Source organism: Micromonospora sp. CA-111912 (genome assembly GCF_050948415.1).
Lineage (GTDB): Bacteria > Actinomycetota > Actinomycetes > Mycobacteriales > Micromonosporaceae > Micromonospora.
In genome coordinates this window covers 2,602,619-2,627,391 of sequence record NZ_CP192007.1, presented here as the reverse complement: position 1 = coordinate 2,627,391, position 24,773 = coordinate 2,602,619, and the positions used below count along the sequence as shown (strand labels likewise).

General features: G+C 69.1%; 14 protein-coding genes. 5 read left to right on the top strand and 9 right to left on the bottom strand.

Annotation, left to right across the window (positions count from 1 at the left end; translation table 11 throughout):
- Positions 1-46: 46 nt before the first annotated feature.
- From ACQPZO_RS11025 to ACQPZO_RS11000, 6 genes are all read right to left on the bottom strand, one after another.
- On the bottom strand, positions 47-1,084 hold the full coding sequence (locus ACQPZO_RS11025; protein ID WP_433349417.1) for an aminotransferase class V-fold PLP-dependent enzyme: 1,038 nt from the start codon (positions 1,082-1,084) through the stop codon (positions 47-49).
- 98 nt (positions 1,085-1,182) lie between these two features.
- Positions 1,183-2,109, bottom strand: coding sequence for a hypothetical protein (locus tag ACQPZO_RS11020; protein ID WP_433349416.1), 927 nt, complete (start codon positions 2,107-2,109; stop codon positions 1,183-1,185).
- Positions 2,110-2,184: 75 nt separating this feature from the next.
- The gene (gene dnaE, locus ACQPZO_RS11015) at positions 2,185-5,718 is read right to left on the bottom strand and encodes a DNA polymerase III subunit alpha (protein ID WP_433349414.1); all 3,534 of its coding nucleotides are present in this window, start codon (positions 5,716-5,718) and stop codon (positions 2,185-2,187) included.
- Positions 5,719-5,963: 245 nt separating this feature from the next.
- Positions 5,964-6,365 (bottom strand): Imm50 family immunity protein, encoded by a 402-nt coding sequence (locus tag ACQPZO_RS11010; protein ID WP_433349412.1) that lies wholly within the window; start codon positions 6,363-6,365, stop codon positions 5,964-5,966.
- Positions 6,366-6,392: 27 nt separating this feature from the next.
- Positions 6,393-13,457 carry an HNH/endonuclease VII fold putative polymorphic toxin gene (locus ACQPZO_RS11005; protein ID WP_433349410.1) on the bottom strand — a complete coding sequence of 2,355 codons (7,065 nt, stop codon included), beginning with the start codon at positions 13,455-13,457 and terminating at the stop codon, positions 6,393-6,395.
- A gap of 118 nt (positions 13,458-13,575) precedes the next feature.
- Positions 13,576-17,052: a LamG domain-containing protein gene (locus ACQPZO_RS11000; RefSeq protein WP_433349408.1), complete on the bottom strand. Its 3,477-nt coding sequence runs from the start codon at positions 17,050-17,052 to the stop codon at positions 13,576-13,578.
- Between the two features lie 914 nt (positions 17,053-17,966).
- Here ACQPZO_RS11000 and ACQPZO_RS10995 point away from each other — a divergent pair.
- Positions 17,967-18,308 carry a PadR family transcriptional regulator gene (locus ACQPZO_RS10995; protein ID WP_433349406.1) on the top strand — a complete coding sequence of 114 codons (342 nt, stop codon included), beginning with the start codon at positions 17,967-17,969 and terminating at the stop codon, positions 18,306-18,308.
- Complete coding sequence (locus tag ACQPZO_RS10990; protein ID WP_433349404.1) at positions 18,305-19,249, top strand: permease prefix domain 1-containing protein; 945 nt, start codon at positions 18,305-18,307, stop codon at positions 19,247-19,249. The genes ACQPZO_RS10995 and ACQPZO_RS10990 overlap by 4 nt, the downstream gene beginning before the upstream one ends.
- 125 nt (positions 19,250-19,374) lie before the next feature.
- Here the strand turns inward: ACQPZO_RS10990 and ACQPZO_RS10985 are convergent, their stop codons facing one another.
- Together ACQPZO_RS10985 and ACQPZO_RS10980 are read right to left on the bottom strand one after the other, a co-directional pair.
- Entirely contained in the window at positions 19,375-19,998 is a 624-nt protein-coding gene (locus ACQPZO_RS10985) for a DUF402 domain-containing protein (protein ID WP_433349402.1), read from the bottom strand.
- A 3-nt stretch (positions 19,999-20,001) separates the two neighbouring features.
- Positions 20,002-20,751 carry a YebC/PmpR family DNA-binding transcriptional regulator gene (locus tag ACQPZO_RS10980; protein WP_433349400.1) on the bottom strand — a complete coding sequence of 250 codons (750 nt, stop codon included), beginning with the start codon at positions 20,749-20,751 and terminating at the stop codon, positions 20,002-20,004.
- A gap of 473 nt (positions 20,752-21,224) precedes the next feature.
- On the opposite strand from ACQPZO_RS10980, the gene ACQPZO_RS10975 reads away from it, so the two are divergent.
- From ACQPZO_RS10975 to ACQPZO_RS10965, 3 genes are read left to right on the top strand one after another with little or no spacing between them, the layout of a single operon-like run.
- On the top strand, positions 21,225-22,151 hold the full coding sequence (locus tag ACQPZO_RS10975) for a hypothetical protein (RefSeq protein ID WP_433349398.1): 927 nt from the start codon (positions 21,225-21,227) through the stop codon (positions 22,149-22,151).
- On the top strand, positions 22,148-22,687 hold the full coding sequence (locus tag ACQPZO_RS10970; protein WP_433349396.1) for a hypothetical protein: 540 nt from the start codon (positions 22,148-22,150) through the stop codon (positions 22,685-22,687). The genes ACQPZO_RS10975 and ACQPZO_RS10970 overlap by 4 nt, the downstream gene beginning before the upstream one ends.
- Before the next feature lie 10 nt (positions 22,688-22,697).
- Complete coding sequence (locus ACQPZO_RS10965; protein WP_433349394.1) at positions 22,698-24,059, top strand: type IV secretory system conjugative DNA transfer family protein; 1,362 nt, start codon at positions 22,698-22,700, stop codon at positions 24,057-24,059.
- Between the two features lie 90 nt (positions 24,060-24,149).
- Here the strand turns inward: ACQPZO_RS10965 and pdxT are convergent, their stop codons facing one another.
- Complete coding sequence (pdxT, locus tag ACQPZO_RS10960) at positions 24,150-24,755, bottom strand: pyridoxal 5'-phosphate synthase glutaminase subunit PdxT (protein ID WP_433349392.1); 606 nt, start codon at positions 24,753-24,755, stop codon at positions 24,150-24,152.
- Between the last annotated feature and the right edge of the window lie 18 nt (positions 24,756-24,773).

Sequence of the window (24,773 nt, the reverse complement as noted above, 5' to 3'; positions counted from 1 at the left end):
GGCCCGGCCAGCGGCGTGTCCGGCGGCGCGGCGGTGGGCGACCTGGTCAGCCGATCAGCGCATCCAGGGCCAGGTCGACGTCGGCCTGCGAGGTGTACAGATGGAACGAGGCCCGGACCCGACCGGCGCGTACCGCCGCCCGGATCCCGGCGCGTTCCAGCCGATCCCGCGCGTCGGGCACATCGACGGTGACGATCGCGCTGTCCCCCGGCGGCTGACCCAGGCCGGCGAGGAACCGGTTGGCCAGCGCCACGTCGTGCTCGCGCACCGCCGGCACCCCGATCTCGGCGAGCAGTTCCAGTGCGGGAGCGGCGCCGACCCAACTGAACCAGGCCGGGGAGATGTCGAGCCGCCGGGCGTCGTCGGCCAGCCGCAGGGGTGGCCCGTAGTGGGACGTTCGCGGGTCCCCGGCCGCGTACCAGCCGGCCGCGTCGGGGCGCAGCCGCTCACGCAGGGCCGGGGCCAAGTAGGTGAAGGCCGTGCCGCGCGGCCCCATCAGCCACTTGTACCCGCCGACCGCCACCACGTCGGCCCGGCCCGCGTCGAACGGCAGCCAGCCGCACGCCTGGGTGGCGTCGACGGCCACCAGCGCGCCGTGCGCCCGGGCGGCGGCCACGATCCCGTCGTAGTCGGCGATCGTGCCGTCGGCGGACTGCACCAGGCTGAACGCGACCAGGTCGGTGCCGGCGTCGATGGCGTCGACCAGGCCCCCGGCCGGGACGGTGCGCACCTCGACGCCGCGCTCGGCCTGCACCAGCCAGGGGAAGAGGTTGGAGGTGAACTCGACCTCCGGGACAACCACCGTCGCGCCGGGCGGCAGCGCCGCCGCGACCGGGGCGAGCATCTGGGAGACGGTGCTGCCGACCGCGACGTCGGCGGCCGGCACCCCGACCAGGCCGGCGAAGGCCGCGCGGGCCCGCTCGGTCGACTCGCCCCAGCCCTCCCAGGAGGTCCGCCCCACCCGCCAGTCGGCCAGCGCCTCCTGCAACGCCGCCCAGGCCGGCTCGGGCGGCAGCCCGTAGGTGGCAGTGTTCAGCCAGCCGGGTTCCGGCTGCCACAGTTTCAGTGCCTGCTCCAGCTCCATGCCGCGACGCTAACGCGGGGGCACCGGCCGCCGGCAGCGCCAATCCACCGGCCGTGGCCGTCGCTGGGACACGGCGCGCCCGCTCGGTGCGGCCGGGCTCAGGACGCGACGGCGAGCGCCCCGAGGGCCCGGCGCAGCTCCGGCACCGCCCGGTCCAGGTCCCAGCGGGCGATCTCCGGCAGCGGGTGCCGCCGCCGCAGCTCGCGGACCACCCGCAGCCCGACCAGGTAGCCGCAGCGCTTCGGCAGGTCGCCACCGGGCAGGTCCCGCATGAGGAAGTACGGGGCGTACCGGTCGCCGGTGGTGGCGTCGAGGTCGGCGGTGATCCGATCGAGGATCTCCGGCCAGCGGCGCCGGCACTCCGCAAGCCACGGTGCCTGACCGGGTCGGCGGAACCACAGATACGCCTCGTCCGGCAGGCCCGGGTCGGTCTCAGCGCTCACCTCGGTGGCCAGCCCCTCGGCGAGCAGCAGGGCGGCGACCCCGTGCTCCGGCCAGTCGCGGATGGTTGCCAGCCGATCGTGCACGACGTGCGCAGCCTCGTGGCGCACCAGGAGACGGGCCTCGGCGGGGTCGGCGAGCTGCTCGACGGCGAGGAAGAGGGCGTACCGGCCGTCGAGCCGGCCGGCCCAGCCGTTGGCCCGGTGCAGGCCGACCAGGGTCACGCAGTCGAACGGGTCGTCGTCGCCGGGCCAGTCCAGCACGGCGGCGACCGCCCGTACCGCGTCGGGCAGCTCGGCCGTGAGCAGGCCGGCACGGCGGGACAGCTCCGTCCCGGCCCCCGCCTCGGCCAGTCGGGCGAGGGCGGCCGGGAGGTCGTCGCCGCCGGAGAACTCCCCGGCCCGGTCCAGGGCTGCGGCGAAGACCTCCGGGTGCCGGTCGAGGTAGCGGGACCGCCACAGCTCGGACCACCGCCCCGGGGGCGAGTCGGCGGCGGCGCGGGCGTAGTCGAGATACGCGGGGACCAGGTCGCGGACCCGCAGCGGCGGCCGGCCGGCCCCGTCGGCGGGCAGGGTGTCGGTCACGCCCGCCATGCTGCCGGAGCGACCGGCCCCGCCGCCACCCCGGCCGGCGGCCGGATGAAGGTCACGTTGGCCGGGTCAGGTCACGTTGGCCGGGCCGAGGACGCTCTTCAGGTCGCCCATCAGCGCGGTGGTGGCGGCGACCCGGAACGGCCCGAGCCGCAGAGTGGTGGTCTTGCCGCCGTTGAGGAGTTTCACGTGCACCTCGGTGTCGCCGGGGTGCAGCACCAGCGTCTCCTTGAGCCGCTCCACCAGCGGGGGCGTGCACCGGTGCACCGGGATGGTCAGGGTGACCGGCTTGCTGCCCGGGCTGCTGCTGACGTCGGGGAGCTGCATGTCCATCGCCATCATGCGCGGGGTGTCGTCGCGGCGGTCCACCCGCCCCTTGACCACCACGATGGCGTCCTCGGCGATGTACTGGCCGATCACCTCGTACGTGTTCGGGAAGAACAGCGTCTCGACGCCGCCGGCGAGATCCTCGAGGGTGGCCGAGGCCCAGGCCCGGCCCTGCTTGGTGACCCGGCGCTGCACGCCGGAGAGGATGCCGGCGAGGGTGACCACCGCGCCGTCGGGAACGGTGCCCTCCTCGGACAGCGAGGCGATGGTGCAGTCGGCCGCGGCGTTGAGCACGTGCTCCAGGCCGAACAGCGGATGGTCGGAGACGTACAGGCCGAGCATCTCCCGCTCGAAGGCCAGCTTGTCCCGCTTGTCCCACTCGCTGTCGCCGATGGTCGGCATGACCGTGGTGCTGCCGGTGGCCTCCGCGTCGCCGAAGCCGGCGCCGAACAGGTCGTACTGGCCGACGGCCTCCTTGCGCTTGACGTCGGCGTACGCGTCGATGGCGTCGGCGTGCACGGCGAGCAGGCCCCGGCGGGGGTGGCCCATCACGTCGAACGCGCCGGCCTTGATCAGCGATTCGATGGTCTTCTTGTTGCAGACCACCGCGTCGACCTTGGACAGGAAGTCGTAGAAGTCGGCGTACTCGCCCTTCTCCGATCGGCAGCGCATGATCGAGGCGACGACGTTCGCGCCGACGTTGCGGATGGCGGCGAGGCCGAACCGGATGTCCTTGCCGACCGGGGTGAACGGCCCGGCGGAGGTGTTCACGTCGGGCGGGAGGACCTGGATGCCCATCCGCCGGCACTCCGCCAGGTAGAGCGCCATCTTGTCCTTGTCGTCGCCGACGGAGGTGAGCAGCCCGGCCATGTACTCGGCCGGGTAGTGCGCCTTCAGGTACGCCGTCCAGTAGGAGACCAGGCCGTACGCGGCGGAGTGGGCCTTGTTGAAGGCGTACCCGGCGAACGGGACCAGCACGTCCCACACGGCCTGGATGGCCTCGTCGGAGTAGCCGCGCTCGCGGCAGCCGTCCCGGAACGGGACGAACTCCTTGTCGAGGATCTCCTTCTTCTTCTTGCCCATCGCCCGGCGCAACAGGTCGGCCTGGCCGAGGGTGTAGCCGGCCAGGATCTGCGCGGCGCGCTGCACCTGCTCCTGGTAGACGATCAGGCCGTGGGTGGGGGCGAGGATCTCCCGCAGCGGCTCCTCCAGCTGCGGGTGGATCGGGGTGATCTCCTGGAGGCCGTTCTTGCGCAGCGCGTAGTTGGTGTGCGAGTCGACGCCCATCGGGCCGGGCCGGTAGAGCGCCAGGACGGCGGAGATGTCCTCGAAGTTGTCCGGCTTCATCAGCCGCAGCAGCGAGCGCATCGGCCCGCCGTCGAGCTGGAACACCCCGAGGGTGTCGCCCCGGGCCAGCAGCTCGTACGCGGGCTTGTCGTCCAGCGGCAGCCCCAGCAGGTCGAGTTCCTTGCCGTGGTTGAGCTGGATGTTCTTGACCGCGTCGTCGATGATCGTCAGGTTGCGCAGGCCGAGGAAGTCCATCTTCAACAGCCCGAGCGACTCACACGTCGGGTAGTCGAACTGGGTGATGATGGCCCCGTCGGCGTCCCGGCGCGTCAGCGGGATGTGCTCGATGATCGGCTCGGCGGACATGATCACGCCAGCGGCGTGCACGCCGGTCTGCCGGATCAGCCCCTCGATGCCCTTCGCGGTGTCGATCACCTTACGCACGTCCGGGTCCGACTCGTACAGGCCGCGGATCTCCCCGGCCTCGGCGTAGCGGGGGTGCTTCGGGTCGAAGATGCCCGACAGCGGGATGTCCTTGCCCATCACCGCCGGGGGCATCGCCTTGGTGATCCGGTCGCCGACCGCGTACGGGAAGCCGAGCACCCGGGCCGAGTCCTTGATCGCGGCCTTCGCCTTGATCGTGCCGAAGGTGGCGATCTGGGCGACCTTGTCCTCGCCCCACTTGTCGGTGACGTACTTGATCACCTCGCCGCGCCGGCGCTCGTCGAAGTCGATGTCGACGTCCGGCATCGAGACGCGCTCGGGGTTGAGGAACCGCTCGAAGATCAGCCCGTGCTGGATCGGGTCCAGGTCGGTGATGCCCAGCGCGTACGCGACGAGGGAGCCTGCGGCCGAGCCACGGCCCGGGCCCACCGCGATGCCCTGGTTCTTCGCCCACTGGATGAAGTCGGCGACCACGAGGAAGTACGACGGGAAGCCCATCTGGATGATGACGCCCAGCTCGTACTCCGCCTGGACGACGTGGCCCTCGGGGATGCCACCGGGGTAACGGCGGGCCAGCCCGGCGAAGGTCTCCTTGCGGAACCAGGACTCCTCGGTCTCCCCCTCCGGAACGGGGAACCGCGGCATCAGGTTGTGGAACTCGAACATCCCCGTCGGGTCGACCTTCTCCGCGACCAGCAGGGTGTTCCGGCAGCCCTCCAACCACAGCTCCGAGGAGTCCACCGCGCGCATCTGGTCGGCGGACTTGATGAAGTAGCCGCCGCCCTCGAAGCGGAACCGGTTCGGGTCGGCGATGTTGCTGCCGGTCTGCACGCAGAGCAGGACGTCGTGCGCCTCGGCCTGGGCCTCGTGGGTGTAATGCGAGTCGTTGGTGACCACCGGGGGGATGCCGAGCGTCTTCCCGATCTCGGTGAGCCCCTCACGGACCCGCTGCTCGATGCTCAGCCCGTGGTCCATCAGCTCCAGGAAGTAGTTCTCCTTGCCGAAGATGTCCTGGTACGCGGAGGCGACCTTGAGCGCCTCGTCGAACTGGCCGAGCCGCAGCCGGGTCTGCACGGCGCCGGAGGGGCAGCCGGTGGTGGCCATGATCCCCTCGGCGTGCTCGGCGATCAGCTCCATGTCCATCCGGGGCCACTTGACGTAGTGACCCTCCATGGAGGCGCGCGAGTTGAGCGTGAACAGGTTGTGCAGGCCCGTCTTGTTGGCCGCCCACATCGTCTTGTGGGTGATCGCGCCGTTGCCGGAGATGTCGTCGCTCTTCTGCTCCGGCCGGCCCCACTTCACCCGCGCCTTGTGGTACCGCGACTCGGGCGCAACGTACGCCTCGACGCCCAGGACCGGGGTGATCCCGGCGGCCATCGCCTGCTTGTAGAAGTCGTTCGCGCCGTGCATGTTGCCGTGGTCGGTCATCGCGACCGCCGACATGCCCAGCCGGTTGGCCTCGGCGAAGAGGTCCTTGAGCCGGGCCGCACCGTCGAGCATCGAGTACTCGGTGTGCACGTGCAGATGCGCGAACGAATCAGCCATGCGTGACGCCCCCCGGCGATGTGGATCTTGGTGGTCGGAGTCGACCGGCACCCACCCTACCGAGGTGATCTCGGCGGCTCCACCGTCCGCGCCGACGGCCGTGGCCCGCGTCTCCTTCAGCGGTCGCCCCGACCGACCTCAGCAGATCCTGGCCGGCGGGCCAGGATCCGAGTGGAGCCAGAAGCCGAGTGGCGTCAGTTGGTTGTGGCGACACCCGACTCCTGGCAACGGACCTGCAGCGGGTTTTACTGAACGGTTCCGGGGCGTGTTCCCGAGCGCTCGCCGTTGACGTAGCCCGCTATACGCGAAATCGTCACCGAAGCCGACGTCGCAGTCACGCGCACCGTTGGGGAAGTAATCGCAAGGGCTATCTTCACGTCACGACGGATGTTCACATCGGCAACCATATCGACCGAGACACCCTCCAGCGACAGGTTACTGATCCCGCCGAACAGGAGTTCGACCTGCACGGTGTTGAATCCGCTACGCCGCCACTTGACAGGGGGGTCGGCGGGAAACGTACGGAGATCCAGCCTGATCCTCAGTGTCGGCCCCTCACGGTCGATCAAAAAATCATGCACATCGACTGCGTCAAGGGAGGGCACGTCCCCTCGAAAAATCTCCCGCAACCCCTGCGGGTTGGTCACCAGGTCCAACCAACTCATATCCACCCGCTAGTACTCATAGTGTTCGGCAGCGCCTGGGACCTTACCAGTCCGGACATTGTCCCACGGCCGGACATTCAGGTGCGGGCCCTGATCACCGACTCCGCCCTCTCCGAAGCGGTGCCCGAAGGAATGGTCCTGGATGACCACTCGTTCACCTCCACCCCGCACGAAAATGTACTCCCGAGTCATCACCGGCTGATAGCTCTCGTTCATGATCTGACTACCGCCACGAGGGGCCGTCATCGGCACTGATCGGACTGCCTCCGGCTGTTGGCTCATGGGGATACCGAGATCGCGTTTCGCATCCCTGAACGCAGCATTCCTGCTCGGCAGGGTCTTGTGGCTGGCCCCGCAGTTGTGAACCAGGACCGGTATCTTCCCGACGACCACGAAGTACGTGTGGACGTTGGAGACGGTGAGATCGCGCATGGTCTTGTGACCGAGGAAGTTTTGAATCCTGGCTACTATCGCCGCATCCCCGGTCGGCGTCTTCAGCCACTCGGCCGGCCGAAGGTCACCCGCGTCGGTCCACTCTTTCCGACTTTCGCTCCAGACCGGGTGGTGCTGTGTGGTCCGCAGTGTGCCGAACTTGCCATCCTTATTTCGGATGACGAGATCCGTGAGTTCCTCATCCTGGTTGACGTGCAATCGCTCAACGGCCTCGGCGCTGGAGTCCCCCGTTTCCGGATCCTGGGAGAGGACCTCGTCACCGACGCGCACCTCGGCGATCGGGCGCTCGGTACCGTCCGCCATGAGGACCGGCGTAGCCGGGTCGAAACTGTGGGTCGGGCAACCGTCACGTGACCTCGGGGCTCCACCGCCGTTCTCCCCGCCGGTCTTTCCCTTATTCCCCGGCCCTGTCTCCTTCGTCGGCGGCTTCGGCGTTTTCGGGGGCGGCGGGTTCTTCGCAGCCTGGCGGATTTCCTGCTTGAGCGCATTCATCTCGCGGGCCTCGGCCGCCGGGTTGATCGCCGGAGCCTTTCCGAGCGGCGCTTTACCGACGAGAGCCTTCGCCTTGTCGCCGACCCAGCCGATGGCCTGCTTGCAGAACGATTTGATCTTGCAGGCCCAGTCGACGACCGGAATCGACGACACCCCGGAAAGGGCGGCCTCTTTCCAGTTGCCTTCCTTGATATAGATGCCAGCGTTAATCCCGTCACACACCGCACCCAAGCCGGCGATGAACAAGCCACAGGCTTCGAGACTCTCGTGCGCCTTCTGGGAGCCGCTCTTCTTCGGGAAGCCGCTGCCGCTGGCGGGGCGAGTGTCCTCGCCCTCGCCCTGTCCGGTCGTTCCTTCCATCATGTTCTGGCACGCGTAGCCGCCGACATTCAGAAATGCGCAGACGTCGAGTCCGTTGGCAGCCGGATTCCCGTATTCCGGAATAATCTCGCCGCTCGGGTCACTGTAGGTGATCGGGTTGTTGGCAGCGTATGTGTACGCCGGCAACTGCTGTGGGTTGCCGGGGTCGTTAATCGGATCCACCGAGATAAAGCGGCCGATTGTGGGGTCGTACTCCCTGGCGCCCAGGTGGGTGAGCCCGGTCGGGTCCTGGTAACCGCCCAAAAAACCCTGCTTGTTCGGCCAGGAGACCGCGCCACCCCGTGGGGCCCCATACGGCGTCTGTCGGCGCTGGGCGATGGTCTGGTTGGTATCAGTGCCGACACTGACCTGCGAGGTGCCCTGGTGATCGCTGGCCAGCCAACTAATCCCGGTGACCGTGCGCTGGGCGATGGCTTCGCCGTTGAACGAGTAGTACCGGGTCGCATCGACCTGGCCGGTGCTGGCGTTCTTGCGTACCTCCTGGTCGCCCAGGAAAAGCGTGCTGCCGGCGGGATCGGTGGCGATGAGCCGGTTGCCACCAGCGTCGTAGATGTAGGAGTTGGCGCCGTTGCTGTCGGTCAGCGTGGCCAGGTGCCCCTCGGCATCCCAGGCCATGTTCTGCTGGCCGTTGGGCCCGGGGCGGGTCTTCATGTTGCCGGCGGCGTCATAGGTATACGACGCCGTCGTGGTGCCGGTGCTATCGGTCCTGCTCCACCCGTCGAGCCGGTGTGGCTGGACGGCCCCCGCCACGGGGTAGGAGTAGCTCGTGGTCACCGTGCCGGTCGAGGTGCCCCGCTCGGTCTGGGTCAACCGGTTGCCGATCCGGCCCTTAGGGTCGTCCGGTGCGCCGAATGACCACTGCTGCCAGTACGGTGCCGGGCCGCCCACATCCGTGTTGACCTGCGGCTTGGTGCCGCAGTCGTAGGAGGAAGGCGTCCAAGCCTCGGTGAGCCGGCGTTGGTGGTCGTACGTGAAGCACTGGGTGTCCTGCGGCCGGGCCCCGGAGTTGTCATCGATCTTGAGAATGTTTCCGCTGGCGTCGTAGTCGTAGAAGGTGTTCGCGATGTACGACGGTGACGTGGAGCGGATGATCGCGCTGCTCTTCACCCGGCCGGTGCCATCGTCGTACCGGTCGGTCGTCTGCACGAACTTCGCCCCGGTCAACGCGGTGGCCCTGGTGAGGGTGCTCAGCTCGAACAGGTTGGTGTAGCCCGACTGGATGGCGTAGTAGCTGGCGTCCCCGTAGTCGGTGGCCAGCTTGTCCGCCATCGCGTACGTCGAGTCGTACTCGTAGGTGAGGATCTCCTGGCTGAGCCCTCCGGCCGCCGGCAGGGTCATGGTGTTGGGTGAGCCGTCGACCCGGAAGCTGGCCTTGGAGATGAAGCTGCAGGTGGTGGCACCGATGCCGCAGAAGCCAGCTTGCGAGGTCGGCAAAGTGAGCTTGGTCTGCGTCGGTCGGTACTGCGCGTCGACCGTGATGGTCTCGGACTTGTACTCATCTGCGCCGATCCATCGCGAGGCAGACCTGGTCGCGCCCTTGACCGGGAGGTCATAGGTGTACTCGAGTCGCTTCGCCCCGGTCAGGCTGCCCTCTCGTACGTTGAGCAGGCGACCGAGCCGATCGTAGTTATACCAGAGGTCCGGAGTGTCGGGCCGGGAGTCGGTGGTCCTCTCCAGGTCCCCCGTCGCGTTGTACTGCAGCGTTGAAGCGCCCTTGTCGGGATCGGCCGATGAGATCGGCCGGCCCTGGAGGTCATAGTCATACGACCAGTTGTTGCCCGAGGCGTCTGTGACCGTGGCCAGTTGACCGATCGGGTGGTACGTGTAGGTCGTCTCGTCGTACGTGCCGGCGGCAGTTCGACTGTGGTACTGCCAGAGCTTTTCCGTTCGCCCCTGCGCGTCAGTCCAGATAGTGGTCGCGGATTGTCCCACCGGTGGCTCCACCGTGACATGGTCACCATGGTAGGTGGTGGAGGTGCGGGCCTTTTCGGTTTGGACGCTGGCCACGGAGGTGAGCAACAGCGAGTGGGTCTGTCGTCCTGCCGCGTCGTAGAGCGTACGGGTCTGGCTGGGGACGTCGGCGTCGGGGCCCGAGTAGAGAGTCGTGCCAGCTGTCCCGCTGTTGTAGTAAGCGGAGTTGGCCTTATAGATCCGGCCGGCCGCGTCGTAGAAGGTGTCGGTCAGGATTCGACCGCCGCCGTACGCCACCTCCTGGGTCTGACGGGGCCGGCTCAGCGCATCCAGCAGAGCGTACGACGTGTCGTAGGCACCCCTCGCGTTCAGCGCCTTGGTGGCGATGGACGACGGGGCCGTCTTTGACAGCGTGTAGGTGTAACTGGTCGACGGATCGGATGGGAACGTCGCCTTCGACCGACCCGGCCTCCACACCGCGAGGTTCCGCCCCATGGCGTCGTACGTGTATTCCGTGACCCGGCCATTGACGTCGGTGTTCATTACCGGGAGACCGGATACCGGGTCCAAGTTGACAGTCTCAGTCCACAGCAATGGCGTGGTGGTGACCACCTGCGTCACCGGGCCGCCGGCCGCCGGGGTGTATGCCTTGGCCGTCTTCTCCCCGGCGACGTCTGTGGTTTCGACCATCCGGCCCACTGAGTCGTACTTCGCCGTTGCCATCTGCTGGTAGAGGCGCGTCCCGCTGGTGAAACTCTTGAGCTTCTCCGTGTTGGTCAGCAAACCCTTGGTCGGTGCCGTGCCGTAGACCAAGGAGTCGTAGCTGAACTTGGTGTCGCCGGTGATCTGGTCCTCGCTGGTGGGGCTGCTGGCGCAGGTGCCCACCCAGCCGTTGATCCGCTTGGTCGGCGTCAACAACCAGTTGCCGGTGTTCCGCACATACTCGGTCTGCGTGCACCGCTCATCGCCGGCGCTACTGTCGTCACCGCTGTCCTCCTGCAACGTGGGCATACCGTAGCTGTCGAAGGTGGTGGTCGACGCGCTCCGGCGCACCCCGGTGTCCGTGGTCATCCGGGTTCGGGCCACGCGGACGCGGGAGTACCGAGCCTCGGCGATCGGCGTGCCGGCACGCGTAGCCGTCGGCGGGTCGGAACGCCACATCTCGTTGAGGGTGGCTGACAGAATCGTCGATCCTAACCAGTTGACCGTCTCGCGGGGAGTGCCGGCGTATTGGTCGTAGTCGTTGGTCGCCCCGCCCTCGAGGCCCTGGACCTGGGTCGTACGGGTGCCGCCGGCCGCGAGCTTGTCGCCGTACATGCCGCGAAAGTAGAGCGTCTCGCTCTTGGTCCGCTCGGCGCCTTCACCGTTGTAGGTGATGACCGTCGGGTAGCCCCGCCACTGCGACCAGCTCTTGCGCTCGTCGGGAGCGAGCCCGGTGTCCTCGTCGTAATGCCACAACGGCTGGTTGCCGGTGTTGACGTACTCATAGGCGGTGCGCAGCGGACGAGCGCCGCCGAGGTGGTCGATCTGCTGGACCTCGGTCACCACGTACTTGTGGAAGTAGTCGGTGACCGGGTCGGTGTAGCCCTGCGGCGTCCACTTGACCGGGTAGCAACGCAGCGTGTTGCTGTCCAGCGCGGTGGAGCTCGGCATGACGCTGCCCACGACGCACTGGCGCGGGCTGTAGGTCACGAAGATCTCGCCACCTGTCTCGAGCCTGATGGAGTTGACCCGCCACCAGTTCATCGCCAGGGCCCAGTCGCTGCCCGAGGAATCGACCCGGTTCTGCATCTGGATGCCCGAGAAGGTCACCTCGGGTGCCGTGACCGTGGTGCCGTTCAGGCCACGGTGGGTGATCCCCTCCAGCCAGAGTCCGGCCCGGCTGCCGTCACCGGGATCGGGAAAACTCTGCCGGAAGGTCCACGAGTCCGCCGCCTGGTAGGACGACGTCACCGCCTTCCACACCTTCGTGGCGATGACCGTGGTCCGCTTCGCCGACCAGAACGTCGGGGAAACGTTCAGGCAGGGGTTGGTGGTGGCGGTGCACTCCTGGTCCCAGGGGGTGTCCGGCCAGGTGGTGGCGTTCTTGGTGGTGCAGTTCGCCAGGCAGCGGTCGGCATGTGTGAAGTCCACCCGAGCCGGGACATTCTCAATGTACGGGCTGCCGGCCGCATACTCGTTGTTGTCCCGGTTGTCGCTGCCATAGTCGATCCGGGTCAGGTAGCCGGCCCGGTCGTACGTGACCGGAGTCGCGTAGGTCATGTTCTTCGCGTAGTGGCTGGTCTCCTTCGACCACCACAGCGACATGGTGTTGCCGTGGATGTCCTGGACGTAGTCCAGGTTCCACCGCCACGCCTGCTTCTTGCCGCCGCCGCAATCGGATGCGGCAAAGGTGCTGGCGTTGCAGGGTTCACCCGGGTTGTTGCCGAAAACAGGAACAGTCAGCACCGAGTTGGTCACCGGACGGCCGGTGGACCAGCCCGGCAGCTGGTGCCGGCCGAACCAGTACTGGGTACCGTCAGTGGTGGTGACCTTCCAGTACTCGTTGTCGTTGTCACCGTTGCTGTAGGCCGGCGAGGTCAACAGCTCGACCTTCGACCCGTCCTCCCGACGCGGGTGCCACTTCCCGTCGCTACCCTTCAACAGCTCGACGGACGAGCCGTTGAGGGAGAGCATCGCGTTCTCCGTGCCCCAGCAGAGGTCACCGGTCTTGGTGGTGTTGTTCGCCGTGCCACCCATGTCGTCGGCACAGCTCTTGTACTGCCGCTCGACGAAGCCCGGCGAGTAGTCGAAGCCCTCGCCGTAAGCGCCCGGCTGGTTGTTCGTCGCCGCCTGCCGGCCATCCACTGCCTGCGAGGAATAGCCGAGGCCCAGGCCGGGCGCCGGTCCACCCGGACCGGCAGGCATCCGCATCGGGTACGACCACTGAAAGCCTCCGGTCGCGCCGCCGTGGCTCCACGAGGAGGAGGGCGCGAGGCTGGAGGCGGTGAAGTCGCCCGCCCCGCCCGACGGGCCGCTGGTCACCGCGACCAACGTGCCGGCCAGCGCCGCCGTCGAGGGCAGCCCCAGCCGCTTCGCGTCCGTCCTCGACACCGCGGCACGGATCGGTGCCACCGCCACCGGCGCCGACACCGTCCGGGTCCGCGCCTCGTTGCGCGACGCCAACGGCACCAGCTCGCAGCCCTTGGCGCCCGGCGTGTTCAGCGCGCATTCCGGCACCCGCACCAGCCGCAGCCGCGAGGACCAGTCCGCCCCGTACGCCGAGGCGAACGCCGCGTAGTCCACACCGACCTCGACCTGCCCTGCCGAGGCGACCCCGTCGGTACGCCCCACCCGCAGCAGCACACCGTTGATCCCCGCCGCCTCGGCCTTCGCCTTCGGCAGCACCTCCACCCGCACCTTGCCGGGTACCGCAGTGGCCGTCCGCGCCGAGGCCGAGGCCACCGGACGTACGGTCACCGGCAGCGTGCCGGCCCGTACCCCCGCACCGGCCACCGACCGCGCGCCCGCGGCGGTGGTCGTCAGGCTGACCTCGGCGGACCCTGCCGCCGGCCAGACCGGCGCCGGACGCCGGACCTTGGCCGCGGCTTCCTCGGGCTCGGGTCCGGGTTTGGTGGGCTTGACCCGCTGGACGGGTACGGACTCGTAGCGTTGCGCCTCCAGCCGCTTGACCTGGGCGGCCTGCTGCGCCTGGGCGGGCACCTGACCACCGGTCGTGCCCGCGAGCACCGCGAGCAGACCGGCGGCGAGGAGCCTGCGGCCCCTGTGCCCCGTGGTGCCGAACGCCGGCACGCGCCGCCCACGGCGGTGGGACCGGCTGGTTCTGACCGTTCTCACGTAGTTCCTTTCATTTGGAAAGGTGTTCGCGCACCGCACACGGGGTTGTGGCGGTGCGCCGGGCCGGGCCGGCCGCCACCTGGTGGTGGTGACCGGACCGGCCGGTAGGCGGTGGGGTTCAGGCCCCCGCGAAGACCGCCTGCACGTCGGCAGCGCTCAGCGCGCCCTGCCAGACCCGCACCCGGTCGACGTCACCGGTGAACCAGTCCGTCGGTGCGTTCCATTTGGCCCGGCCCACGGTGAGGGGACCTGTGGCGTTCCACGGGGCGGCAGCGGTGATGGTCGCCGCGAGGGCACCGTTGATGTAGAGGCTGAGCGTCTGCGCGGAGACGTCCTGCACGACAGTGAGGTGGGTCCACATGTTCGCCACGCAGTTGCCGCCGATGGCGTACCGCGCTCCGCTGGACGCCGAGTCGCTGCTCCGGTTCATCACCGACCATTTGGTGCCGGTCGTGTCGCTGCGGCAGGCCAGGAAGAAGCCGGAGACCGCGTTGCCGTCCTGCGCGATGACGGTGCGGGCGCCGGTGCCTCCGGTCCAGCGGGCCCAGGCCGACACCGTGTACGACTGGTCGGTTCGCAGCACCGGCGCGTCGGTCTGGGTGTAGCCGGAGACCCCGTCGAATCGCAGTCCGCTGGAGTCGTAGCCCGCGAGGTCGGACCAGTCGACCGTCGGCATCGGGCTGAGGTTCAGCAGGTGCTGGTAGCCCGAGGCGTCACCCTCCTGGCGCGGGTCCTCGTAGTCGTACTCCTCCATGTCCCACTGGCCGACGAGGACCGGCTCGACGATGGGCATGAGGTCGACGTCCGGGTCGATGACCCGGTCCCAGACCCGCACCTCACTGATCGGGCCGTTGAAGGCGCCGGCGGGCGTGCCGTTGCGACCCCGACCGATGGTCAGCGGGCCGGTCGAGGACCAGGCCGGCGCGCCGAGCGAGCCGGTTCCCTTGCGGATGCCGTTCACGTACAGGCTCAGCGGGGTGCTGGAGCCGGCGTCGTAGACCCCGGCCAGGTGGACCCAGACGCCGACCTGGACCGGGTCCGGCGTACAGGCAGGCGTCGAGGTAGCGGTTCCGCTAACCACGTCGGAGGCGTAGCTGACGAAGCACCAGCGCTGCTTCGTCGGGAAGTACTGCAGCTCGAAGGGACTCTTGTTGGTACCGGGCTGGGACACCACGATGCCGCCCACGGCGTCGGCGCGGACCCACGCCGCGAAGGAGAAGCTGCGGGCGGTGTCGACGACCGGACCGGCCGTTACGGCCTGGTCGTCGGTGCCGTCGAACTTGACCGCCCAGTCCTTCCCCCTGCTCTTGTGCGTGCCGATCAGCCGGGAATCCGCCCAGTAGGGACTCGGGCTGAGGGTGGCCGACGCGCCGCCGCTGACCTTGTTGGTGAAGGTGGTGCCGGTTCCCTCGTCGATGGCCCAGTGCGCCTTCGGGCCGGAGTAGTTGTCGGCGAGGAAGACGTAGTCGTACGGGGCGGAGGTGTTGCCGGCCTGGTCCCGGCTGCGCACCGTCAGGACGTTCTCGCCGATCGAGTTCGGGGTGACCCAGACCGCTGCCGATCCGCCGAGGGTGGCCGCGTTGACGGTCATCTCCGGCCCGCCGGCGATCTGGTAGACGTAGGAGTACACGTCGGTGGCGCCGTTGGCCGAGAAGGTGAACTTCCCGGAGTAACCGGCCGAGCCGCGCATGTCCTGGTTGGTGCCCAGCGGCGGCGACTCCAGGTAGAGCCCGTCCGTCGCGGCCACCATCGGGGTGAACGCGGGGGCGGAGTAGTCCACGTAGAACTCGCACCACGGCGACAGGCCCGACGCGCCCCCCAGGGTGTCCTTGGTCTGCACCTGCCAGCGGTAGGTGTCGCCGTTGACCGTCTTCGTGGTCAGCTGCGCCTCGGCCTTGGCGCCCGGTGCCACCCCGGAGTCGACCTTGGGCCAACCGGTCACCGTCGTCCACACCGAGTTCACCAGCTTCTGGAGGGTGAACGTGCCGGACAGGGAGCCGCCGTTGCTGCCGTCGGGATCGCTCAGCGTCGCCTTCAGCCACGGGTAGTCCGCTCGCACCATGGGCCGGGACGTCCCGGTGGCACACGCCTGCGCGGGCGCGGTGTAGCCGGCGTGCGTCGACAGTTGGGCGGCCGTGGGCGTGGTCGGGTTGGTGTTGTACTCGATCGACAGCTTCGTCTGCGCCGCGTCGAACTTCTTCCACCAGGAGTCCGTCGACTCGGAGGTCCCGTCGGACTGCCGAGTCGACAGGGCCAGGGTGTAGATGGACTGGCCACGGTTGGCGATGATGTCGTTCTTCAGGTTGGTGCTGGAGAACTCCATCGGCAGGTCCGGCTGCGGGTCGTCGCCGCAACCCGCGCCGCCGGACGGCTTGTGCGCGTGCCCGGACCGCTCCTCCAGCCAGGTGGAGAAGCTCGGCCCGGACCAAGTCTGCTTACCGGTGGTGGTCAGGTCCGCCGTACGCCACAGGTTCACCGGCGTCGAGGTGCACGACCACGAGTGCGTCATCTCGGTCAGGAACTTGGCGGTGCGGATCGTCTTGCCGGACAGGGTCGTCAGCCCGAAGGAGAAGTATGACCGGTAGACACCGGAGCCGTCGATGTTGTTGCCCACCCGGACGATGCCGTCGTCCCGGGTGGCGTTGGTCGAGTTGGCGTAACCCCACCGGATCTTGTTGATGGTGGTCCACGGGTCGATCACCACCGGGTAGGTGGTTTCCTTGCCACGCAGCAGCGCCAGGTCCGGTCGGACCACCAGGTCCCCGCCCTGCACTGCGGCCGACAGCTCCACCTTGCGCGCGCGGTCCGGCGCGGACCGCACCGCCTCCCGCTTCTCCTGCGCCGCGAACGCTGACACGGCCTGGCTCTTCGCCGCTTGGGCCGCCGAGGTCAGTCCGGACGAGTCCCACATCAGCGCGCCGCCCGCAGACAGCACCGGAGTACCCGAGCTGCCGACCACCTCGAACCCGCCACCGGTGCGGGTGCGCCTCACCAGAGACCCGGTGGTCTCCAGGCCGAACCGCAGCTCGTCGAGCGCCGGGTTCGCCGCCGCAGCGGCGGACTTCACCACCAGCGCCCACGTGAAGCCGTCAGCCAGCGCCCGTAGCCGCAGGTCCACCTCCGGCAGCACCGAGTCGTAGACCGCGGTGTCACCGTCGATCCGCGGAGCCGGCAACACGCCGGGCCAGGACAGTGCCACCTGCCCGCCGTCCACCGGCAGGCGTACACCCGACGCCGGGCCACCGCCGGAGAAGGTCACATCGGCCAGGGTCGCGATCGGCGCGACACTGCCGTCCGCGTGCTTCTGCAGCCGGGTGTCGATCTTCCGCCACCCGCTGCCGTCGCGGTCCTTCGTCCACCTCGGTACCGGGTAGGACTCCAGGACCAGGCCGCCGTGCGGATCCGCGACGACCCGGGAACTCTCGGCCCTGAGGCTCGTCACCTCGACGGGCGAGCCCAGCCGCTTCGCCGCCGCGAGGGCCTCGGCTTCGGTCAGGCTGTCCGCCTGCGCGGGAGCGGGCGCGGCCGCCGCGGCGGGCACCGTCTCGACCGGGGCGGTCGCCGCGCCGGCGGCGACCGCCAGCACGGCGGCCACACCGCCGGCCCACCATCTCGAAGAACGTGTCCAGGTACGGGGACGCACGTGTGACCTCCTGCTGATGCGGAAAGGGGGGTGATGCCTCAGATGGACCTGAGGAGGTTCGGATGGCCGGCGCGACAGCGGGCTCTGCTACCGCCGGGCTGCTCCCGGTGGGAGGGTGGACTACACCTCGCTGGCGATGCCGAGGATCTCCGAGTCGGTCAGGACGCCCTGCCGGACCTGACCCATGTCGTTGGCGCCTTTGACGTGGTTGCCCAGGTCCGCGGCACCGGCAGCACACCCTGGGCGGCCTTGACCGGCCGCCCGCGATCAGATCGGGACCAGGTCAGGTCGTGGCGGTCAGTGGCGCGGCCGACGATCGACACCGACACCGACGCGGGGGGCGGGGCACCGCCCAGCTGCCCGGCTCGGGAGGCCAGGCCTTTCGAGACAGGACACAGTGCGCGTCTTCGGACGCAACTCATCAAACTACGACGTCGCACGTCGCCCTCCCCCGTGGATGAAAGTGGCATGAAACTAGGGAACAAACACGGTCAGTGTCAATGCATCAACCGAGGGTTGCGTTGGGTGACGAGCTTGAACGTCGTGATCAGCCAAAACGCGCTTGACGACCACCGAACGTCACAGGAGACGCTTCTATCCACTGTCGACGAACACGACGGGTGATGGCGATGATGCCCAGCGTTGAAGGACGGCCGCCCTGCACACGCGAGACAGTCGTGCACATTGCGCCGACTGTCGGCCCAAAGGCAAGGGAGTGGAAATCCTGCCGACAGTTCCGCGCAGCAGCAGGACATGACTTCAGTCAATTGATCAAAGCGGATTCCCTATCCACCCTTGCCCCCGTCGCGCAGGCCGGACGACTCAACCCTGGACAACACTGTGTGGCACACAGTATGGTGTGACACATGGCCAGTGAGGAGCTCCTCCGTACACACCTCCAGGAACTGCGGCGCGGCACCGTGGTCGTGGCGAGCCTGGTCGCCCTGCGCCAGCCCGACTACGGCTACGCGCTGCTGCAACGTCTTACGGCGCACGGGTTCCCGGTGGACGCGAACACCCTCTATCCGCTGCTGCGGCGGCTGGCGGAGCAGGGCCTGCTGACCAGCGAGTGGAACACCCAGGAGAGCCGGCCGCGCAAGTTCTACCGGACCAGCGCAGACGGCGAGCAGGTACTGCGCCGCCTCCTCGACGACCTCGCCGCCGTACAGACCTCCGTGACCGGCCTGATCGAAGGAGTGAACCGATGAGTTCCCTGACCGACCGCTACCTCGCCGCAACCCTGCGCGCGGTGCCCGCCCCGCGGCGGGAGGAAATCGCCACCGAGCTGCGCGGCTCGATCGAGGACATGATCGAGGGTCGGACGGACGCCGGGCGGGACGCCGCCACCGCCGAGCGCGAGGTGCTCAACGAGCTCGGAAACCCCGACCGGCTCGCCGCCCGGTACGCCGACCGTCGGTTGCAGCTCATCGGCCCCACCTACTACCTGCACTGGCAACGACTGCTGCGGCTGCTGCTCACCTTCGTCCCGGCACTGGTGGGCACGATCGTCGGGGTGGCCCAGGCAGCCACCGGGAAGGACCTGGTCCCCGCGATCACCTCCGGGTTCGGCACCGCCTTCGAGGTCGCGATCCAGGTCACGTTCTGGGTGACCCTGACCTTCGCGATCATCGAGCGCGCCGACCCGTCGCTGAAGCTGCCGGCGTGGACGGTCGACCAACTGCCCGAGGTGCCGGCGAAGCAGGACATGACCCTGACCGACATCGCCGCGTCCGTCGCCCTGTTGCTGTTCACCGCGGCCTTCCTGCCCTGGCAGCACTTCTGGTCGTGGGCGAAGATCGACGGCGAGCGCATCCCGCTGCTCGACCCGGCGCTGTGGCGGTCGTGGCTGCCGGTGCTGATGGCCGTGCTGCTGGCCGGCGTGGTCTTCGAGCTGGTCAAGTACCGCGTCGGGCGCTGGACCTGGCCGCTGGTCGCGGTGAAGGCCGCGCTGGACCTGGCGTTCTCGGTGCCCGTGGTCTGGCTGCTGGCGGACGACCGGCTGCTCAACCCGGACCTGGTCGAGCGCTTCGCCTGGCTCCAGGACGAGGGCAACCGGCAGTCGATCACCCTCATCGCGATCATCACGACGGTGGTGGTCCTGGTCTGGGACCTGATCGACTCCGGCGTCAAGGCCCGACGCGCCGGCTGACCGGCCCCGCCGCCCCGGCCCGGCACGTCGTCACGGGCGGGCCGGGCCGCCGCGACGAATTCGGAGCGGGTACGACGGGCGGCCATCCGGGTCGTAACGGTGGGCCGGGGGCCGCGCGGCCCGGGTCAGCAGGGGACGGTGTCCCACCCGGCGGGCAGCGTCGGCACCGGCCAGGCCGGGTCGGGACGCCACCGCGCCCACGCCGGGTCCCACCAGCGCTCCCCCGCGTCGAGCAGGGCCGCGATCCGGTCCCCCTCCGCGCGGATGGCCGCCGCCATGCCCGGATAGCGCCCCTCGACGAGGCGCTGGGCGAACATCTCGACGTCCTTGAACTCGTACCGGTCGGCGTCCGCCGCCCACCACAGGTCCAGCTCGTGGTCGAGGGTGTCCACCCCGATCGGGGTACGCCGCAGCGGGTCCTGAAGGTTGAAGTACCAGCCGGCGAACGACCGCCCCGGTTCGGCCCAGAACACGTCGACGGAGTGCGCCTCGCCGGGGCGGTGCAGCATCAGCTTGCCGGGCCCGCGCCACGCGCGCTGCCCGGCGACCTGCCAGGGATGCCGCCCGCAGGGGAAGCTCCCGCGCTCGGGGAAGCCGAACTCGGCCCCGGTGGGCAGGTAGAGGGCGAGCAGGTCCGGCGAATCCCGCACGCAGACGGTCGGGGCGGCGAACCAGACCTCGCCGCGCAGGATCTCGCGCCGGACGACCACGTCGCCCGGCGCGAACCGCCGCTCCCGCCCAATCGCCACGGCTCAGCCGACCGCGGCCATCACCTCGTCGGAAACGTCGAAGTTCGCGTAGACGTTCTGCACGTCGTCGCAGTCCTCCAGGACGTCGATCAGCTTGAAGATCTTGCGAGCGCCCTCCTCGTCCAGCGGCACGTTCATGCTGGGGATGAGGGAGGACTCGGCCGACTCGTACTCGATGCCGACATCCTGCAGGGCGGTGCGCACGGCGATCAGGTCGGTCGGCTCGGAGACCACCTCGTACGCCTCGCCGAGGTCGTTGACCTCCTCCGCCCCGGCATCGAGGACCGCCATCATCACGTCGTCCTCGGTGGTGCCGGCCTTGGGCACGATCACCACGCCCTTGCGGGAGAACATGTAGGACACCGACCCGGCGTCGGCGAGCGATCCGCCGTTGCGGGTCAACGCGGTGCGCACCTCGGTCGCGGCCCGGTTACGGTTGTCCGTCAGGCACTCGATGAGCATCGCCACGCCGTTCGTGCCGTACCCCTCGTACATGATCGTCTGCCAGTCTGCGCCGCCGGCCTCCAGGCCGGAGCCGCGCTTGACCGCCCGATCGATGTTGTCGTTGGGTACGGAGTTCTTCTTCGCCTTCTGGATGGCGTCGTAGAGGGTGGGGTTGCCGGCCGGGTCGCCGCCGCCGATGCGGGCCGCGACCTCGACGTTCTTGATCAGCTTGGCGAACATCTTGCCGCGCTTGGCGTCGATCACGGCCTTCTTGTGCTTGGTGGTCGCCCACTTTGAGTGGCCGGACATCTGCTACCTCCGTCTGTTGATCACGCCTGCGTCGACTGCCCGCGCCAACTCCACACCGCCACCGGGCACCGCATGCCACCGGCCGGGCCGGGCGGCCCCGCGTGGAGGGCTGCGGCGCGCGGCGGCCCTGCCGAACCGCCGGTAATCCTACCGAGGCCGCACCTGGCGGCGTCACACCCGCCACCACGGCCGGCCCCGCCGCGTCCGACGGCCCCGGCGCTGCGGTGACGGGCATCCGACACTCACGCGAGCCTCCACCGGAAGGCCACCTGCGGACCACGCCGCGACGGTACGCCGCACCGCCCTACCGCACCCCCGCTGACCTGCCGATTTCCGACCTCCCGACCGGATCTTCCGCCGAACGGCCAGCCTAACCCGACAACGGGTCGCTTTCGGCAACCTTCTCCACCCCTGCAATCGCGGTTCACCGATCGATAACCTGCGTTCGCCGTCAACCCGGACCGGGAGGGCCTGTGCTCGAAACCTTCGACGAATTCACCACCGGACTGACGATGATCGGCGCCGACGGGGTGGACGCCCTGAACGGTTTCTCCCTTATCGTCGAACTGCCCGCAGCGCACGACCTGCAGTTGCCCGATGCGCTGAAACGCATCGTGGGCGCCCGCCTCTACCGCGCGGTGGCCGAGGTTCTGGAGGCCTCCGAACTGTACGAGGTCGACACCCTGCGGCTCGACTGGTCCGACGGCAACGTCGGCGTGGTCTACAAGGAACCCTCATTCGGTTTCCGCATCGACATCCACCGGGATCTACGGATTACCCTCAGCCGCTCCGGATCGTCACTGCGGCTGTTCCACAACTGGTACCGGCTCCTGATGCCGTACATCCAGGGCCTGGTGTCCCGGATCGCCATCGACCTGACCGAGGTGCTGGACTCGGACTTCGACCTGCAACCGCTGCGGGCCGGCTACCGCTTCTCGCTGATCGTCTACGACTTCATCCCGGTGCGCGCGCAGAAACCAGTGAGCAGCCACGAGCTGATCGGCCCGCTGCTCGCCCGCCGTCCCGACGAGGACGGCCGGTTCCGGCCCGTGCTCGCCGGCCGGGACGCCGCCAGTTCGCTGCGCACCGGCCGACTGGACCTCAAGATATCCAACTTCCGGGAGGCCGCCCCCGGTGTGCACCTGCGCGAGATCTACGACATCCAGGCACCGGGCAACCAGGGCTACCGGGGGATCTGGCTCGACTTCCACTGCATCGCGGAAACCATCGACGGGGACGACTCGGAACCCGGCTCCCGGCTGGCGCCCCGCCCGGACTTCCTGCTGGAGAACTACGAGGTCCCCTATCGCGACTTCTTCCGCGACCGGGTGGTCAAGGGTTTCATGGCCGACTTCTTCAAGGACTGGAACTTCTCCTGCGCGGTCGGGGCGATGCCGTGACCCAGGACACCGTCAACCTCCTCCAGGTCGTCGGGCTGGGGGTCTCCCTGACGTTCAGCGTCGTCGCACTGGCGCTCTCCTGGCAGAACAACCGGGCCTCCGCGCAGGAGGCCCGGATCGCCGGCCAGCAGTTGGAGACCTCGGTGGTGCCGGTGGCGATGATCCAGGACTCCCGGCTGACCTGGCGCAGTCAGGATCTGATCGTGCTCTCCGTCCGGCTCCGCAATGTCGGGGCCGGACCGATGCTCGGCCTGCACATCGCCGGGATAAGGCTCGACCGGGCCGCGCTGCGCTTCACCGAGCTGGCCGGTCCCAAGGCCGACGTGGTGCAGCCGGCGACCGACGTCGAGCAGCGGTTGCGGTTCACCCATCCGCCGCGCATCCCCGAGCAGGGCTCCCTGGTGGTGGAGGTCCGCTACTTCGACGTCCTCGGCCACCAGCACGACAAGTCCCTCAACCTGATCGTCTCGGCCGGCTCGGGCAGCGGCACCATGACCGGCTTCCTGCCCGCCCGGGTCACCCGTCGTCCCCGCTAGGAGGAGCCCCGTGTCGAAGCTGATCCTCGGGCGTGCCGCGGTCCGCCACCTCGAACCGGAGCTGCAGGTCAAGAGCCGCTTCGCCCAGCGCCGGCCGAGCGTCACCAGTGCGCGGATCCGGCAGGGCGTCGGTGAGGAGCACATCGTCGAGGACGCCGCGCTGGGCGCGGTGGTCGCCTCGGACGACGACAGCCACCTGATGACCGTCGCGCCCACCGGGGCCGGCAAGGGGCGGGACGTGATCATCCCCAACCTGCTGACGTACGAGGGGTCGGTCGTGGTGTTCGATCCCAAGGGCGAGAACTACGACGTCACGCACGAACACCGGCGATCCGTCCTCGGCAACGAGATCGTCCTGCTGGATCCGTTCGGGGCCAGTCACAGCGGTCGGGACGCGCGGGGCTCGTTGAACCCGTTCGACGTGTTCGACGTGTTGCGCCGCGACGACGACGCCGCCGAGGAGGCGGAGGACTTCGGCCGGGTGTTGTCCGACATCCTGATGGGTGGGGTGCGCTCGCTCACCGACCCGTTCTGGGACGAGATGGCCCAACTGCTGATCGCCGGGCTGACCGCCGACCTGATGACCGGCCAGCCCGACCGCCGCAACTCCCTGCACGAGCTGCGCGCCCAGTTGTTCGACACCGACCTGCGCTACCGGCTGGCGGTGGCGCTGGAGAACCGGGGCAAGCACATGCCGCCCGGCACCCGGCAGGAGTTCGAGATGCTGGTGAGCATGGACGCCGACAAGACCTTCTCCGGCATCCTGGCCACCGCGGCCCAGCAGTTGGCGCCGTTCAGCTCCCAACGCACGGTCGAGGCCACGGACACCACGAGCTTCCGCCTCACCGATCTGGTCGACCCGGCCCGGCGGATCTCGATCTACGTGGTGATCCCCCCGCACAAGCTGCGCACCCACCAGCGGCTGCTCCGCGCCTGGGTCGGATGCCTGCTCTACTACGTGATGAACAGCCGGTCGATGAACCAGTCCCGGCTGCTCTTCCTCATCGACGAGGCGGCCCAGTTGGGCCGGTTCTCGCTGTTGCAGGACGCCATCACCCTGCTGCGCGGGTACGGGCTGCGGACCTGGACCTTCTGGCAGGACCTGGCCCAGCTCACCAGCCTCTACGACGTGGCTGGCGAGACAATGATCAACAACTCGGGGGTGTTGCAGGTCTTCGGACCGGCCAACTTCGGCGCCGCCCGCGACCTGTCCCACCGGCTCGGCTGCAACGTCGGGGAACTGCTGCAACTCTCGCCGGAGGAACAGGTGGTCGCCTTCAAGAGCGAGTGGCCGACCCGGATGACCAGGTTCAACCACCTCACCGACCCGGTGCTGCACGGCTGGGCGCGCCCCAACCCCCGGCACCACTGAGCGCGCGGCACCACCGCGGGCCGGCCCGCCGTACGCCAGCCGCCCTGCCCCGCGTACCGGACGCCGCCCGCCGGCGCCCGGTACGCGGGGTCACGCCGCGGCGCGGACCAGGTCCACGAAGTAGCGGTGCAGGCGCAGGTCGCCGGTCAGCTCCGGGTGGAAGGAGGTGGCCACCAGGTTGCCCTGCCGGACCGCGACGATCCGGTCCGCGGCGGGGCTGTCGGTGACCCGACCCAGCACCTCGACGTCCGGGCCGACCCGCTCGACCCAGGGTGCCCGGATGAAGACCGCGTGGAACGGCTCGCCCCCGACCCCGGCGATCTCCACCGGCGCCTCGAACGAGTCGACCTGCCGGCCGAACGCGTTGCGCCGCACCGTCATCTCGATGCCGGCGAAGCCGCGCTGGTCGGGGCGGCCGTCGAGCACCTCGGTGGCCAGCATGATCATGCCGGCGCAGGAGCCGTAGACCGGCATTCCGGCGGCGATCCGCTTGTCGATCGGCTCCCGCATCTCGAAGATGTCGACGAGCTTGCTGATCGTGGTGGACTCGCCCCCGGGGATGACCAGCCCGTCGACCGCGTCCAGCTCGCCTGGGCGGCGGACCGGGCGGGCGTCCGCCCCGACCCCGGCCAGCGCGCCCACGTGCTCGCGGACGTCACCCTGCAGGGCGAGCACACCGATGACCGGTGCCGTCACGTTCACTCCTCTCGGATG